General features: G+C 64.9%; 13 protein-coding genes. 3 read left to right on the top strand and 10 right to left on the bottom strand.

All coding sequences use genetic code 11. The features are described 5' to 3' along the window. Positions 1-35: 35 nt before the first annotated feature. From WN982_RS03485 to WN982_RS03460, 6 genes are all read right to left on the bottom strand, one after another. Positions 36-788, bottom strand: coding sequence for an SRPBCC domain-containing protein (locus WN982_RS03485; protein ID WP_341314405.1), 753 nt, complete (start codon positions 786-788; stop codon positions 36-38). A gap of 33 nt (positions 789-821) precedes the next feature. Continuing rightward, entirely contained in the window at positions 822-1,226 is a 405-nt protein-coding gene (locus WN982_RS03480) for a DUF427 domain-containing protein (RefSeq protein ID WP_341314404.1), read from the bottom strand. Between the two features lie 151 nt (positions 1,227-1,377). Beyond that, positions 1,378-1,875: a carboxypeptidase regulatory-like domain-containing protein gene (locus WN982_RS03475; protein WP_341314403.1), complete on the bottom strand. Its 498-nt coding sequence runs from the start codon at positions 1,873-1,875 to the stop codon at positions 1,378-1,380. 289 nt (positions 1,876-2,164) lie between these two features. After that, positions 2,165-3,679 (bottom strand): DegQ family serine endoprotease, encoded by a 1,515-nt coding sequence (locus WN982_RS03470; RefSeq protein WP_341314402.1) that lies wholly within the window; start codon positions 3,677-3,679, stop codon positions 2,165-2,167. Positions 3,680-3,825: 146 nt separating this feature from the next. Continuing rightward, positions 3,826-5,127, bottom strand: a complete 1,302-nt coding sequence (locus WN982_RS03465; RefSeq protein ID WP_341314401.1) for an ATP-binding protein — start codon at positions 5,125-5,127, stop codon at positions 3,826-3,828. A 4-nt stretch (positions 5,128-5,131) separates the two neighbouring features. Further along, complete coding sequence (locus WN982_RS03460) at positions 5,132-5,794, bottom strand: response regulator (protein ID WP_341314400.1); 663 nt, start codon at positions 5,792-5,794, stop codon at positions 5,132-5,134. Positions 5,795-6,133: 339 nt separating this feature from the next. On the opposite strand from WN982_RS03460, the gene dacB reads away from it, so the two are divergent. The 3 genes from dacB (at position 6,134) to WN982_RS03445 (ending at position 10,310) form a co-directional block, all read left to right on the top strand. Beyond that, positions 6,134-7,780 (top strand): D-alanyl-D-alanine carboxypeptidase/D-alanyl-D-alanine-endopeptidase, encoded by a 1,647-nt coding sequence (dacB, locus tag WN982_RS03455; protein ID WP_341314399.1) that lies wholly within the window; start codon positions 6,134-6,136, stop codon positions 7,778-7,780. A 248-nt stretch (positions 7,781-8,028) separates the two neighbouring features. Then, complete coding sequence (locus WN982_RS03450; protein WP_341314398.1) at positions 8,029-8,970, top strand: sterol desaturase family protein; 942 nt, start codon at positions 8,029-8,031, stop codon at positions 8,968-8,970. A gap of 95 nt (positions 8,971-9,065) precedes the next feature. Continuing rightward, positions 9,066-10,310: an SGNH/GDSL hydrolase family protein gene (locus tag WN982_RS03445; protein ID WP_341314397.1), complete on the top strand. Its 1,245-nt coding sequence runs from the start codon at positions 9,066-9,068 to the stop codon at positions 10,308-10,310. A 167-nt stretch (positions 10,311-10,477) separates the two neighbouring features. Here the strand turns inward: WN982_RS03445 and WN982_RS03440 are convergent, their stop codons facing one another. From WN982_RS03440 to WN982_RS03425, 4 genes are all read right to left on the bottom strand, one after another. Further along, entirely contained in the window at positions 10,478-11,527 is a 1,050-nt protein-coding gene (locus WN982_RS03440) for an L-threonylcarbamoyladenylate synthase (RefSeq protein ID WP_341314396.1), read from the bottom strand. A gap of 10 nt (positions 11,528-11,537) precedes the next feature. Further along, positions 11,538-12,734 (bottom strand): 5-(carboxyamino)imidazole ribonucleotide synthase, encoded by a 1,197-nt coding sequence (locus WN982_RS03435; RefSeq protein WP_341314395.1) that lies wholly within the window; start codon positions 12,732-12,734, stop codon positions 11,538-11,540. 97 nt (positions 12,735-12,831) lie between these two features. Next, on the bottom strand, positions 12,832-13,350 hold the full coding sequence (purE, locus tag WN982_RS03430; RefSeq protein WP_341314394.1) for a 5-(carboxyamino)imidazole ribonucleotide mutase: 519 nt from the start codon (positions 13,348-13,350) through the stop codon (positions 12,832-12,834). A 41-nt stretch (positions 13,351-13,391) separates the two neighbouring features. Beyond that, entirely contained in the window at positions 13,392-14,282 is an 891-nt protein-coding gene (locus tag WN982_RS03425) for a phosphoribosylaminoimidazolesuccinocarboxamide synthase (RefSeq protein ID WP_341314393.1), read from the bottom strand. Positions 14,283-14,347: the final 65 nt, after the last annotated feature.

The following is a 14,347-nucleotide window of genomic DNA, read 5'->3' as shown; positions in this document are numbered from 1 at the left end:
GCGACAGTAACGCGCCGGCAAGTCGAGCCGCGCCGTTAGTGCTCGCTGACCCAGCGCGCCACATACAACAGCAGCGCGACCAGAAAAATCATCGCCGCCCACGCCCAGTTCGGCACCGCATGTGGACTGGGCTGGCGATGCGAAACACCATGCGAGACGCCGTGCGACGCACTCGCGGCGCGTCCGGTCAGCGTATTGCCAGGATCGTGCGGGCGCGGGCGCCGCGCGATGCCGCTGAGATTGATCGGCCGTAAAAAGACATGTTGACGGCGCGCCGAAGAACCGCGCGCGCGGTTCGGCCCTTGCCCATGTTTGGCCCTCACGACCGCGCCGAATTCGGTGAAAAAATCATCGGCAAGCTGATGCAGCGCGTTTTCGAGTTGGCGCGTGGGCAGTTCGGCGAGCGGCCCGGACGACGTCGCCCAGATCGTGTAATCGATCCGCGTGCCGCGCTCCCTGCCGATGCCGTGTGCGGCATCTTCCGCGCGCAACCTTACTTCGATCTGTCCGCGCAGCGAGCCGATGCCTTCGGCGCGGGCTTTGAAGTTGATGGTGCGGCGCTGCGCGTCCGCCGGTCCGGAATCCTGCCCGGCGACATGGGCGCGCGCTTCGTAACGCGCGCGCAAAGGCCCGAGCGGCACGGTCATTGTCAGCGCATATTCACCGTGACCGAGCCGCGTGAACGACTCGCAGTTGTCGAGGCTGGCACGCAACAAAGCGAGGTCCTGCAACGCGTCCCAAACGTCGGTCGGCGCGAGCGGAATCCTTAACGCGTCGTTCAGTTCCATGACAGCCTCCCCGATGAACGCGCGACAGCGGGATCAGGACGTCTGATCGATGCGGTCGACGCGCGATGCGTAAAACGCGACATACCCTTTGATCCGTTGCACCGCTTCGAGCGGCGTCTCATAGCTCCACACGGCGTTTTCAATCCGGCCGTCTTCGGTACGCAAATGGAAGTACGAAGCATCGCCCTTGAACGGGCAATACGAGGTATGCGTGGACCGTTCGAGCCGCGCCATGTTCACGTCGGCGCGCGGGAAATAGAACACGTCCGGCAGACCGGTTTCGGTGAGCGTCAAGCCTGCTTGCGTGTCCGCCACCGTGACGCCGCCGTGAATCACGCGGACGCGGTGGCGGTTGCCGGTAATGACGATAACGTGCGCGCCCGAGCTCGCGCCGGCGTCCTGGCCGGGACTTCCGTGAGGTGTCAAGGCATCGCTCATGTCTCGGCTCCGTGATGGTGGGCTGCCATGCAAACAGAAAAGCCACGGGGCGCACCCGTGGCTTCATTATCGGCCAAACTCCGCCGATTGCGCAGCCTTCCCGCACGTCGCGAGGCGATCCGCCCAACGAAAAGTCAGGAAGACCGGGCGATTACTGGACATTCCAGTAGAACGCGGCCCGGGCGCTGCCCTTGGCCGGGACCGTCACCGCCCTGGTCTGGTCGCGATCCTTGTATTGCGCGTGCACGGTGTAGCGGCCCGGGCGCAGCTTGACCAGCATGTACGGCCCGCGCGACGTGGTGTTCAGCACCTCGCCGTCGTGCGCATCGACCACCCGCACGTGGACGTCGGCGAGAAAGTCGGAGCCGGGGCCCGTAAAGCGCAACGACAGCGGCCAGTGGCTTTGCGCCTGCTGCAGCGCCTTCGATTCGTCGAGACCGACGCCGCCCGACACGAACGATACGTCGCCCTGCTGCTGAATTTGCGGCAGGCCGCCGCCGTTGGCGTTGCCGGCGCTGGTTTCGTCTGTGGTCGTGCCGCCTGCCACCTCGCTCGCCTGCTGCGCATAGGCGCTGCCCGCCAGACCGAGCGTGAGTGCTGCGCATACCGCAGCGGCTACGATCCTTTGCTGAATGCGTTGGTTTTTCATCGGTTCGCTCCCTTTTTACGGTTCTTGCCGTCCCGTGTCCTCGGCGGGTCCTGATAGACGCAGATGCAACCTGCGTGCCAGAAAGCCGGTTGCCTCGTGCGGGAACCGCTGCTTCGCCGCGCCGCGCCGGGCTCAGCGCGATGATCAATGGCGCCTGAAGTGGTAAAAGAAAGCCGGTCTGTCAGCAGTAAGTGCAACAGACCGGCAAGCATTACTTGAAACCTTGGCCGAAGCGACCGGGGAATCGGCCAGGGCCCAAACCAAAACCCAGGCCAAAAATCAGGCGAAATCAGCCCAGGTCGACCGGCACAAAGATCTGCGCATTGTCGCGCTGGATCAGCAACGCGATGCTGTTACCGGCGCCGGCGATCATCTGCTTCAACTGATCGACGCTCGTCACCGGCCGGCCGTTGACCGCCAGAATCACGTCGCCCGGCTGAATGCCGGCGCTTTCAGCCGCGCCGCCCGATTGCTGCACCAGCAGACCGTGCGACACCGACGCGCCGTTCTTCTCTTCCGGCGTCAGCGGCCGCACCGCCACGCCGAGACGGCCCTGCAACTGCGTCGGCTGATCGGCCTTGTCCGAGGCGACCTTCGCATCCGACAGCGAACCGATGGTCACCTTCAGATCCTTGGTGGCCTTGTCGCGCCACACCTGCACCGTAGCCGAGCTGCCCGGCGCGAGACCGGCGACCTGCGACGGCAGATTCGACGAATCGCCGACCGGCTCGCCATTCACCGACAGGATCACGTCGCCCGGCTGCAAACCGGCCTTGGCGGCCGGGCCGCCCGGATCGACCGAGCTGACGAGCGCGCCTTGCGGCTTCTGCATCCCGAACGAATCGGCCAGCGTCTGGTTCATGCCCTGCACCGCGACGCCGAGACGTCCGCGGCTCACGTGGCCTGTCTTGACGATATCGTCCTTGACCTTGATCGCTTCATTGATCGGGATCGCGAACGAAAGGCCCTGGAAGCCACCGGTCTGCGAGTAGATCATCGAGTTGATGCCGATCACTTCGCCTTGCAGATTGAACAGCGGGCCACCCGAATTGCCCGGATTGACCGGCACGTCGGTCTGGATGAACGGCGTGTAATTTTCGTTAGGCAACGAGCGCGACTTCGCGCTGATGATGCCCGAGGTCACGGTGTTGTCGAAACCGTAAGGCGAGCCTATCGCGACGACCCACTGGCCGACCTTGCTTTGACGCGGGTCGCCGATCTTCACGGTCGGCAGGTTGCTCGCGTCGATCTTCAATACGGCGACGTCCGACTGCTTGTCCGCGCCGACCACCTTGGCGCGGAATTCGCGCTTGTCGGTCAGCTTCACGGTCACGACGTTCGCGCCGTCCACCACGTGCGCGTTGGTGAGGATATAGCCGTCATTGCTGACGATGAACCCCGAGCCCAGGCTCGCGCTCGGCTGATCCGGCGCATCGCCGCCGTCGCCGCCTTGCATGCCCGGCATGCCGCCGAAGAAGTGCTTGTAGAACTGGTAGAACGGATCGCTCGGATCGATCGGCAACTGATTGCCGCCGCCGTTGCCGGCGCCATTGCCACGCAAAGCGGCCTGCTTGACCACGTGCTTCGCGCTGATGTTGACAACGGCCGGGCCGTAGGTTTCGACCAGCCCGGAGAAATCAGGGATGCCGGTTTTCGCGGCGGCTTCGGCGGGCATCATCGCAGCTTGCGCCGGCGTGATGACCTGGGGCGCAGGGACGTCGCGATGTCCTGCCACATAACCGGCGGACAGCGCAACGGCGACAGCAATGGCAACCGCGCTGCGGGACAAGGTTTTCGCGTTCATCGTGTACTCCTGACTGGGAGAAAGAGGCTTCTGAATGTCTCGAAGCGTACGTGGGATCGCTTAAAAGAGTCTTAAGCAGCGCCAGATCGCTTTAACCCGGTTTTTAAGGCTCATTTAAGCGTCTTTACGAACAGAAAGCCTCCCGTTCAGAAACGCACGTTGACCTGCAATCCGCCCGCCGGCGATTCGTCGAGCGTCACCGCCGCATGATGCTGGGTGGCGATGCGGCGCACGATCGCGAGGCCGAGGCCGCTGCCCGCCACGTCGGTGCGCGCGCGGTTCGCGCCGGCGCCGGCGCGATAGAAGCGATTGAACACGCGATCGCGCTCGGACGGCTCGATGCCCGGCCCGCTGTCGGCGATCCGCACCACCGGGTGGCCGTCCTCCACATGCAGACTGACGTCGACGCGGCCGCCGTGCGGCGTGTACTTGGTTGCGTTGTCCACGAGGTTGTTGAACATCACGCGCAGCGCTTCAGCGTCGCCGATCACCGTGGCCGCTTCGCTCGCCTCGATGCCGAGATCGACGCCGCGATTTTGCGCAAGCGGCGCGTAAGCCACGACGCACTCTTGCAGCAGCGCGCGCAGATCGATCGTGTCGCTGACGGTGAGACCGTCCGGCTCCGAACGCGCGAGCGCCAGCAACTGTTCGGCAAGACGCGTCGCGCGCGTGACACCGGCTTGCAGATCGGTGAGCGCTTCGCCGCGCGCAGTGTCGTCTTTCGCGCGCGCCACCAGTTGCGATTGAATCTGCACGGCGGCAAGCGGCGTGCGCAGCTCGTGCGCGGCATCGGCGACGAACGCTTTCTGAATGTCGAGCGCCGTGGCGAGCCGCTCGAGCAGGCCGTTCAAGGCCCGCACGAGCGGCTGCACTTCGAGCGGCAAACCCTGATCGGGCAGCGGGTCCAGCGCTTCGGGGTGGCGCGCGTCGAGCGCACTGGTCACGCGCCGCAACGGCCTGAGTCCGCGCCCGACGATCAACCACACCGCGAGGCCCATCAGCGGCAACAGCACGATCAACGGCCACAAGGTACGCAGCGCGACATTCGCCGCCAGCCGGTTGCGCACGGAAACCGGCTGCGCCAGTTGCACGACGTTATCGCCGACGATCGCGCCATACACGCGCCAATCGCCACGGTCGGTATGCTCGGTCGAAAAACCGATTTCGGCGCGCGGCGCGAGCGGCGCACGCGGACGCGAGTAGTACATCAGCACGCCGTTGCGATTCCAGATTTGCAGCACGATGCCTTCGTCGCCGGTGTCGCGCGAACCGAGCACTTGCGAAAACGGTTCCGACGGCAGCGCCGCGGCGATCTGCTCCAGCTGGTAATCGAACAGTTCGTTGGCTTCGGCGAGCGCCTGCCGGTAAATCAACCAACCCGCAATGCCGACGCCGAGCAACACCAGCGCCAGCAGCCAGAACAACAATTGACGGCGAATCGAACGCATCGGCTCAGGCGTCCTTCGCGATCATGTAGCCGAGACCGCGCACGTTGCGAATCAGATCCGCGCCGAGTTTCTTGCGCAGCGCGTGAATGTAGACCTCGACGGTGTTGCTGCCGATTTCCTCGCCCCAGCCGTACATTTTTTCTTCGAGCTGGCTCTTGGAGAGCACGGCGCCCGGCCGCGCGATCAGCGCTTCGAGCAGCGCGAATTCACGTGCCGACAATGCGACCGGCGCGCCGTCGAGCGTGACCTGGTGCGACGCGGGATCGAGCGTCAGGTTGCCGTGGCGGATGGTCGAATCGCTGCGGCCCGATTGCCGGCGAATCAGCGCGCGCATGCGGGCGCCGAGTTCGTCGAGATCGAAAGGTTTGACGAGGTAATCGTCGGCGCCGGCGTCGAGTCCTTTGACGCGATCGGCGACCGCGTCGCGCGCGGTGACGATCAGCACCGGCAGCGCGTGGCCACGCGCGCGCAGCGTGCGCAGCACATCGAGCCCGTCGCGCTTGGGCAGGCCGAGGTCGAGCAGCACCAGATCGTAAGGTTCACCGGCCACCGCGCTCAGCGCCGCTTCGCCGTCTTCCACCCAGTCGACCGCGAAGCCTTCGCCGCGCAGCGCCTTGCGCACACCCTCGGCGATCATCCGGTCGTCTTCGACTAGCAATATGCGCATGGCAGTACGGTCCTGAATCGTTTGATGATGCCGCATTCTAGCGCCCGGCCCTGACGTGCGCGTCGCGCGACGCTTTTTCACCGCAGCGTAGCGGCATGTCTCTACAATGGGCGCTTTGCGTCACGCGGCCGGATTCGTGGTTCGCTCCGCTGTGTATGCGGGATGCGTAAATGCGCCGCCGCGTTTGCATGATCGATCGATGCCACGCTCGCGAGCGCGCGACGAAACCACTGCCCGGACGGGTCACGCGATGCATCAGCGCACTTTGAATTGCCGCGTGCCCTACGCCCTGAAATCCTGCTTTTTTGCCCGTCCCTCTTTCGCCCGTCCAGCCCGTCCATGAAGCACGCTTTCCTGACTTCTCTTGCACGCCATATAGCGCCGCGCCCGCTCCGCTCTTCCACTGCCGATCTCATGCCTCGCCGCTTCGCGCCGCGCACGGCGGCGTTGCTGTTCGCCTGCGCCGCACTCGCCTGCGGCACGGCGCTGCCGCTGTCCGCGCAGGCTCGCGTCAAGGCAATGCATCCGAGCGTCAACGTCAGCACGGTCCTGCCGCAGCCCGTGATGGCCGGCTTGCAGCGCGCGCACGTGCCCTTGTCGTCGATCAGCGTGGTGATCGAAAAGGTCGGCGACCGCACGCCGATCGTCGCGCTGAACGCCGGCAAGCCGATGATGCCCGCCTCGACGATGAAGCTCGTCACCACCTACTCCGGCCTGTCGATACTCGGGCCGGACTATCGCTGGCGCACGAGCGCCTATACGGACGGCACGCTCGACGGCAACGGCGTGCTGCACGGCAATCTGTACATTCAAGGCACGGGCGATCCGAAGCTCGTGCCCGAAGAACTGATCGATCTCGTGCAGAAGATCCACAAGGCGGGCATCACCGGCATCGACGGCGCGCTGGTGCTCGACAAGCGCTACTTCGACACCTCGACGCGCGACCTGCCGCCCTTCGACGACGATGCCACCGCGCCGTACAACGTCGGCCCCGATCCACTGCTGTATGCGTTCAAGTCGCTGTCGTTCACGCTGACGCCGTCGACTGATGGCAGCGTCGCCATCGACGTGCTGCCCGCACTCGCGCAGTTGCAGATCGACAATCAGCTGCAAGCAGTCAACGGCCCTTGCCGCGGCGGCGCGGCCTCCGTCTCGCCGAGCGTGACGCCGCAGCCGGACGGCAAGGTGGTGGCGTCGTTCACCGGCGACTACTCGGTGCGCTGCGGCCCGCGCACGATCAACGTTGCCGTGCTCGATCACTCCGCGTTCTTCGCGGGCGGCTTCCTCGCGCTGTGGCAGCAAACCGGCGGCACCTTCAGCGGCGCGACCCGCGAAGGCCCGGTGCCCACCGGCGCGCGCCTGATTGCTACCCACCAGGGGCCGATGCTGTCCGACATCGTTCGCGACATCAACAAGTTCAGCAACAACACGATGGCGCGCAACCTGTACCTGACGATCGGCGCGACGGAAGAAAAGCCGCCCGCCACGTCGGCCAAATCGGCGCGCGCGATCGAAGCATTTCTGCGCCGCGACGCCATCAACATCGAATACCTGATGCTCGACAACGGCTCGGGCCTCTCGCGCGACGAGCACATTACCGCGCTCGCGCTTGCCGATCTGCTGCAGCGGGCCAATGCGAGCCCGGTGGCGCAGGTGTTCGTCGAGTCGCTGCCGATTGCGGGCGTCGACGGCACCATGCGCAACCGCCTGACCAACCAGGGCGCGGGTGGCAACGCGCACATCAAAACCGGCACGCTGCGCGACGTGCGGGCGATCGCGGGCTATGTCGCGTCGGCGGATGGCAACAGCTATGTTGTGGTCAGCCTGATCAACGACCCGCATTCGGAAGCGGCGCGCTCCGCGCACGACGCATTGCTCGAATGGGTGTATCAGGGACCGGCTCAGGGCTTCACCAAGGTTGCCGGCGCCGTCGAGGAACCGCGCAGCAAGCCCAGGAAAAACCCGCACAAGCGCGGAGCCCATTGAGGATTCCTTCTAGCGAAGCCACGCGCGGCAACGCGTCCAAGCGTGTACGCTGTCGGGCAGTGTTTGAGGCGCGCGGAAAACGCAATGCGTGACACGCGAGTGGTGCGCCGGTTACGGTCTCCCAATTCCCCAAGGGGACTTCCTTCGGGCGGGGGACTTCCTACGCGGCGTAGCGCGGCCCCATCAAACGATAACGACAACGTTCGCTGCGGCAAGCGCAGCGGCCAGGGACGACGGAGGAAGACACCATGCAATTCGATGCCGAATTGCTGCTGCTCGCCATGGCGCCAGTCTTTCTCGCATGCATCGGCTGGGAGGCGTGGCACCTGCGGCGCACGCGCCCGGGCGCGCAACTCTATAGCTGGCGCGACACGTTCTGCAACGCCGCGCTCGCGCTGATGCAGCAAGCCGCCGACAAGTTCGCGTGGCTCGCGATCATCCCTGTCTACGCGTTTTTCTACGATCACTACCGCGTCTATACGTGGCAGGCGAGCTGGGTCTCGTTCGTCGTGCTGTTCGTCGCTCAGGATCTGCTCTATTACGTGTTTCACCGTTGCAGCCACCGGGTGCGCTGGCTGTGGGCCGCGCATGTCGTGCATCACTCTTCGGAGCGGATGAATTTTTCGACCGCGTTCCGCCAGAGCCTGATGTATCCGGTCGCCGGCATGTGGCTGTTCTGGATTCCGCTCGCTGTGATCGGCTTTCCGCCGAAGCAGATCGTCGCGATCGTGCTGATCAATCTCGGCTTCCAGTTTTTCGTGCATACGCAGGCGATCGGCAAGCTCGGCTGGCTCGAGTACGTGTTCAATACGCCGTCGATTCACCGTGTGCATCACGCGCGCAACGACCGCTATATCGACCGCAATTACGCCGGCGTGCTGGTGATCTGGGATCGTCTGTTCGGCAGCTACGTCGAGGAAGATCCGAGCGATGCGCCGGTGTACGGCATCGTCGAGCCGCTCCACACGTATAACCCGCTGAAGGCGACGTTTCACGAATGGGTGTCGATGGCCGCCGATTTCGCGAGCGTGCGTGGCTGGCGCAATAAATTGCGTGCGCTGTTTGCGCCGCCCGCTTGGGCGGCCGACTATCACGCGGGTCGCGCCGCCGGGTCAGGTGTATCGGGCGGAGCTACCAGCGTGAATGAAAACAACAATACGGCTGCGTTTCAAACATCGCGTAGACCGTAGAAGATTCTGCAAGGTGTCGCCACGCCGACGACGCGGCGGGCGCTGCCTGCAACACATGGCACAAGGGCCAAAACATACGAGGAGATGTAGTCAACATGAAACAAACAGCATCGAGGAAGCATCATTTCACGCGCGCCACGCAGGTCGCCATGGCCAGCGCTGCGTTTGCCCTGCTCGCGGCTTGCGGCGGCGGCGACAACAACAACTCCAGCAGCAGCACGCCGGCAGGCGGCGTCAAATTGCAGGTTGTGTCGTTCGGCGACAGCTTGTCGGACGCCGGCACGTATGCGCCGGTGATCCAGGCGAGCTTCGGCGGCGGCCGCTTCACGACCAATCCGGGCGAAGTGTGGACGCAGAAGGTTGCGGAATACTACGGCGGCACGCTGACGCCGGCGTACCTCGGCGGCTTCGGCCAGCCGCTGGTCGCAGCGGGCGGCTATGGTTATGCGCAGGGCGGCTCGGACGTCGTCAACGCCCAAGGTATAGGTTGGGCACCGAACAGCATGGCGGCTACGACGGTGCCGGTGGTGACCCAGGTGGCAAACTACCTGAGCGCGCATACGAGCTTCAACTCGAACCAGCTCGTGCTGGTGAACGGCGGCGCGAACGACATCTTCCAGTTCTCGACCACCGCCAATCTGACGGCGCTCGGCGCAGCGCTACAGACGCAATATCCGCAGCTCGTGCAGGCCGGCAAACTGCCGAACTCGCAGGCAGGCCAGGTAGCGTTCATCGTCGGCTACCTGCAGCAGCTGACCAACCCCCAGATCGCGCAGGCCGCCACCCAGCTCGCCGCGCAAGTCCAGACCATCGTCAACTCGGGTGCGACCCACGTAGTGGTGTCGACGGTGCCGGACATCGGCAATACGCCGCTCGGCGTCGCAGCAAACGCAGTCACGCCTGGCTCGGCTGCACTGCTGTCGGGGATTACCGCGGCGTATAACTACCTCCTGGTCCAGAACCTGACGGCCCTCGGCCTGGTGGGTACGGGCAAGGTCGTTGTGGCCGATGCGTTCACGTGGCTGGATCAGCAGTTGCCGAACTTCCAGGCGCTGGGCTTCACGGTGTCCAACACCGGCACGGCGTGTAACCTGACGTCGATGGTGGCCAACGCAACCGCGTACGCCACCGCCCATCCGAGCGCAACGAACGGGCTGACCCCGGCCCAGTACGGCGCCCAGTTCGGCTCGTCGCTGTTCTGCTCACCGCAGACCTACACGGTGGCTGGCGCTGACCAGACCTACATGTTCGCGGACACGGTCCACGGGAGCACGCACTTGAACGCCTTGTTCGCGCAGTACGTCGAGCAGCAGATCGCGGCGACGGGCTTGGGCAAGTAATGAAGTGAAGCGGCGGATCTGGGTGATCTGCCGTTACCTTTGTGGTGATGAAAGGCCCGGCTGGGTTCAGCCGGGCTTTTTTTATTGATGGTGCGCCGGAGCGGGACGCGTTAAAGCACGCCAGTCTCGACGAGCTTCGTATTCAAGGTCCGGTCGGGCGAGAATCCCTAACCCTGCGCTTCGAACGCCGCCGCCGCTCGGCCGAGCCGGTCGTTCACCGCGATCCATTCGATCGTATCGGGCAGCTTCTCGATCAGGATGCGCGTCACGTTCGCCCGGTCGAGTGCACGCAGCAAACTGTAGAGTTCACGCGCGTACACATGGGGATCTTCTGGCGCGGCCACGAAGTGCACGCCGTCGGCATCGGCCCAGCGGCCGGCGCGCGACACGCGGGCCACCAGCGCCACGCGCTCGTTCGGCTCGCGCGCCGCCAGCAAGGGCTCCAGCGACTCGAACGGCAGCAGCGCAAGCGGCGTGCGCGGCGCGTAATGCGCTTTCAACGTCCCTGAAGCCCGCGGCGCAGTCGCATCCGACCCATCCGCCAACCGCGGCGCCTCGCCGAGCACATCGGCAATGTCCTGCGGCGTCACACGCCCTGGCCGCAGCAACGCTGGAAACCCACGCGATAAATCCAGAATCGTCGATTCAATTCCGACGTCAGAGGCGCCGCCGTCCAGCACATGAATCGCCCCGCCAAACTCATCCCGCACGTGTTGCGCAGTAGTCGGACTGACATGACCAAAGCGGTTCGCCGACGGCGCAGCCACACCACCATGTCCACCGCGCAACGCGCTGAACGCATCCAGCAAAGCCTGCGCAACAGGGTGCGATGGGCACCGCAACCCCACCGAGTCCTGTCCGCCGCTCACCGCCGCCGGAATCCTCGCGGCGCGCTTCAGAATCAAGGTCAACGGCCCCGGCCAGAACGCGTCGATCAGGCGTTGCGCCTCGGCAGGCAAATGCTCGACCCAGTAGTTCGGATCGCCCTGCGGCGCCAGATGCACGATCACCGGATGGTTCGCCGGCCGCCCCTTCGCCGCGTAAATGCGGGCGACGGCATCCGGGCTCTCGGCATCGCCGCCCAGCCCGTAGACGGTCTCAGTCGGAAACGCGACCAGCTCGCCCGCGTCCAGCAACGCCGCCGCGTGCTCGATCTGCGCGGCGCTCACGGGCACCGCGGTCTCGGCGCTATCAGCGGGTTTGGTTTGATCCGGCATAGTGCTCGCGTCAGCTCGTCAGGATATGCAGGAGCCGCGCGCAATCGCGTGCGGACGTGCGGGCTTCCTCGAGCGTCGCGGCGGTGAAGTTCACATGGCCCATCTTGCGGCCACAACGCGCCTCTTCCTTGCCGTACAGATGCAAACGCGCCGCCGGCATCGCCGCCACTTCGTGCCACGGCGGCGTGACCGCCGCGCGCTTCGGACCGTCCGGGAACCAGACGTCGCCGAGGATGTTCAGCATCACCGCCGGGGAATGCTGGCGCGTGTCGCCGAGCGGCATGCCGGTCATCGCGCGCACCTGCTGTTCGAACTGGCTGGTCGCGCAGGCATCGACGGTGTAGTGGCCGGAATTGTGCGGACGCGGCGCCATTTCATTCGCCACCAGCGAGCCATCTTCCAGAATGAAGAACTCGACGCACAGCACACCGACATAGCCCAGCTTGCCAGCGATTTGCAGTGCGGCTTGCTGCGCCTGGGCAACCAGCGTCGGGCTCGCATCCGGCGCGGGAACGATGGTGTGCGAAAGCACGCCGTCGCGATGCGAATTCTGCGCGAGCGGATAAACCGCCGACGCACCGCTCGACGCGCGCGCAATCAGCGCGGACACTTCGAATTTCAGCGGCAAACGCTTCTCCAGCACGCACGGCACGCCCGCCAGCGACGCATGCGCTTCGCGCACTTCCTCGGCGTTGCGCACACGAATCTGGCCCTTGCCGTCGTAGCCGAGGCGTGCGGTTTTGAGGATGCCGGGCAGCACGGCCTCGAGCTTCGCATCGTCGAGCGCGGCAAGCGCATCCGACGACTCGATCACCACGTGCGGCGCCACCGTGACGCCCGACGACGCGATAAAGCGCTTCTCCACAATCCGGTCCTGCGCCACGGCGACGCAACGGCCAGCCGGGCTGACAAAGGTGGACCTGGCGAGAAAGTCGAGGCTCGCGGCCGGCACGTTCTCGAATTCGGTCGACACCGCCGCGCACAGCCGCGCGAGTTCAGTCAACGACGCTTCGTCGTCGTAAGCCGCGCGCAGATGGCGGTCCGCGACGGCGCCCGCCGGACTGTTTTCATCCGGGTCGAGCACGGCAACGCGATAGCCCATCGCCTGGGCGGCAAAGCAGAACATGCGGCCGAGCTGGCCGCCACCGACCATGCCAAGCCATGCGCCGGGCAGAATCGGTGAAACCGGTGTGTTGTCTGGGTTCATCTTAGTGGTCGGTCGCGGCCGGCGCGTCAGCACTCAAGCTGGACGCACAAGCCGGGGGTCAGACATGGGGACGTCTAAAAGCAATCCGCTATCGCGCTTACAGCGCAGGCAGCACCATCGCGTGGGCCGCTTCGTTCTGGCGCACGCGAAACGCTGCCAGCTTCTCCGCATACTCGGCGTTCGTGCCGCTCAGGATCGACACCGCGAACAGCGCCGCATTCGCCGCGCCCGCTTCGCCGATCGCAAATGTCGCGACCGGCACGCCCTTGGGCATCTGCACGATCGAATGCAACGAATCGACGCCCTTCAGATACTTGCTCGCCACCGGCACGCCAAGCACCGGCACCGTGGTCTTGGCGGCCAGCATGCCCGGCAGATGCGCCGCGCCGCCCGCGCCCGCGATGATCGCGCGAATGCCGCGCTCACGCGCGCTTTCGGCGTACGCAAACATCTCGTCGGGCATCCGGTGCGCTGACACGACCTTCGCTTCGTACGGCACGCCGAATTCCTGCAGAATCGCCACAGCGTTCTTCATCACTTCCCAATCGGAACTGGACCCCATCAGCACGCCGACGACTGGTGCGCTATGCGTATGGGCGGTCTGGACTTCACTCATCTTACGGCTTCCTTGTCTCTCGAGCGGCGCGATAACCGGGATTAAGCGAGCTTCTGCCCGGTCAGGCGTTCGAGCGCTTCCTGATACTTCTCGCCCGTCTTCGTGACAACGTCGTCCGGCAGCTTCGGTGCGGGCGGCTCTTTCTTCCACGGCTGGGTTTCCAGCCAGTCGCGCACGAACTGCTTGTCGAACGACGGCGGGTTGGTGCCAACCTGGTACTGGTCGGCGGGCCAGAAGCGTGACGAATCGGCAGTCAGCGCTTCGTCCATCAGATACAGCTGGCCGTGGTTGTCGAGACCGAATTCGAACTTCGTATCCGCGATGATGATGCCGCGCGTAGCCGCGAAGTCAGCGGCTTCCTTGTATAGCTTGATCGAGATGTCGCGGATCGTGGCCGACAGTTCGGTGCCGATGCGCCGTTCCATCTCGTTGTACGTGATGTTTTCGTCGTGGTGGCCCATTTCCGCCTTGGCGGCCGGCGTGAAAATCGGCTCGGGCAGCTTTTGTGCGTTTTGCAGGCCCGGCGGCAATTCCACGCCGCAGACCGCGCCCGTTGCCTGATAGTCTTTCCAGCCGCTGCCGGCCAGATAACCGCGCACCACCGCTTCGACAAGGATCGGCTCGAGGCGCTTCACCACTACGGCGCGGCCTTGTACCTGCTCGACTTCGTCTGCCGCCACCACCGATTCCGGCGCCACGCCCGTCAGGTGATTCGGCACGATGTGCTTGAGCTTCTCGAACCAGAAGTTGGCCATCTGGTTCAGCACGCGCCCCTTATTCGGAATCGGCTCGCCCATGATGACGTCGAAGGCCGACAGACGGTCGGTCGTGACGATCAGCAACTGGTCGTTGCCCACCGCATAGTTGTCGCGGACTTTACCGCGGCCGAGCAGCGGCAGCGAGCGGAGCGTGGATTCGTAAAGGGTAGACATCGTCGTGGTTCGCTAAAAATGAGGCAAAAAGTGTGACCGGAACAAAAGGGAAACGCCGTTCCCCG

This window comes from Paraburkholderia sp. IMGN_8, from assembly GCF_038050405.1.
Taxonomy (GTDB): domain Bacteria; phylum Pseudomonadota; class Gammaproteobacteria; order Burkholderiales; family Burkholderiaceae; genus Paraburkholderia.
This window is presented reverse-complemented; position numbering and strand designations above follow the sequence as displayed.

What these genes read in the sequence shown, in the direction of transcription:
- WN982_RS03485 (WP_341314405.1), bottom strand. Translation starts at nt 788, where the DNA reads ATGGAACTGAACGACGCGTTAAGGATTCCGCTCGCGCCGACCGACGTT.
- WN982_RS03480 (WP_341314404.1), bottom strand. Translation starts at nt 1,226, where the DNA reads ATGAGCGATGCCTTGACACCTCACGGAAGTCCCGGCCAGGACGCCGGC.
- WN982_RS03475 (WP_341314403.1), bottom strand. Translation starts at nt 1,875, where the DNA reads ATGAAAAACCAACGCATTCAGCAAAGGATCGTAGCCGCTGCGGTATGC.
- WN982_RS03470 (WP_341314402.1), bottom strand. Translation starts at nt 3,679, where the DNA reads ATGAACGCGAAAACCTTGTCCCGCAGCGCGGTTGCCATTGCTGTCGCC.
- WN982_RS03465 (WP_341314401.1), bottom strand. Translation starts at nt 5,127, where the DNA reads ATGCGTTCGATTCGCCGTCAATTGTTGTTCTGGCTGCTGGCGCTGGTG.
- WN982_RS03460 (WP_341314400.1), bottom strand. Translation starts at nt 5,794, where the DNA reads ATGCGCATATTGCTAGTCGAAGACGACCGGATGATCGCCGAGGGTGTG.
- dacB (WP_341314399.1), top strand. Translation starts at nt 6,134, where the DNA reads ATGAAGCACGCTTTCCTGACTTCTCTTGCACGCCATATAGCGCCGCGC.
- WN982_RS03450 (WP_341314398.1), top strand. Translation starts at nt 8,029, where the DNA reads ATGCAATTCGATGCCGAATTGCTGCTGCTCGCCATGGCGCCAGTCTTT.
- WN982_RS03445 (WP_341314397.1), top strand. Translation starts at nt 9,066, where the DNA reads ATGAAACAAACAGCATCGAGGAAGCATCATTTCACGCGCGCCACGCAG.
- WN982_RS03440 (WP_341314396.1), bottom strand. Translation starts at nt 11,527, where the DNA reads ATGCCGGATCAAACCAAACCCGCTGATAGCGCCGAGACCGCGGTGCCC.
- WN982_RS03435 (WP_341314395.1), bottom strand. Translation starts at nt 12,734, where the DNA reads ATGAACCCAGACAACACACCGGTTTCACCGATTCTGCCCGGCGCATGG.
- purE (WP_341314394.1), bottom strand. Translation starts at nt 13,350, where the DNA reads ATGAGTGAAGTCCAGACCGCCCATACGCATAGCGCACCAGTCGTCGGC.
- WN982_RS03425 (WP_341314393.1), bottom strand. Translation starts at nt 14,282, where the DNA reads ATGTCTACCCTTTACGAATCCACGCTCCGCTCGCTGCCGCTGCTCGGC.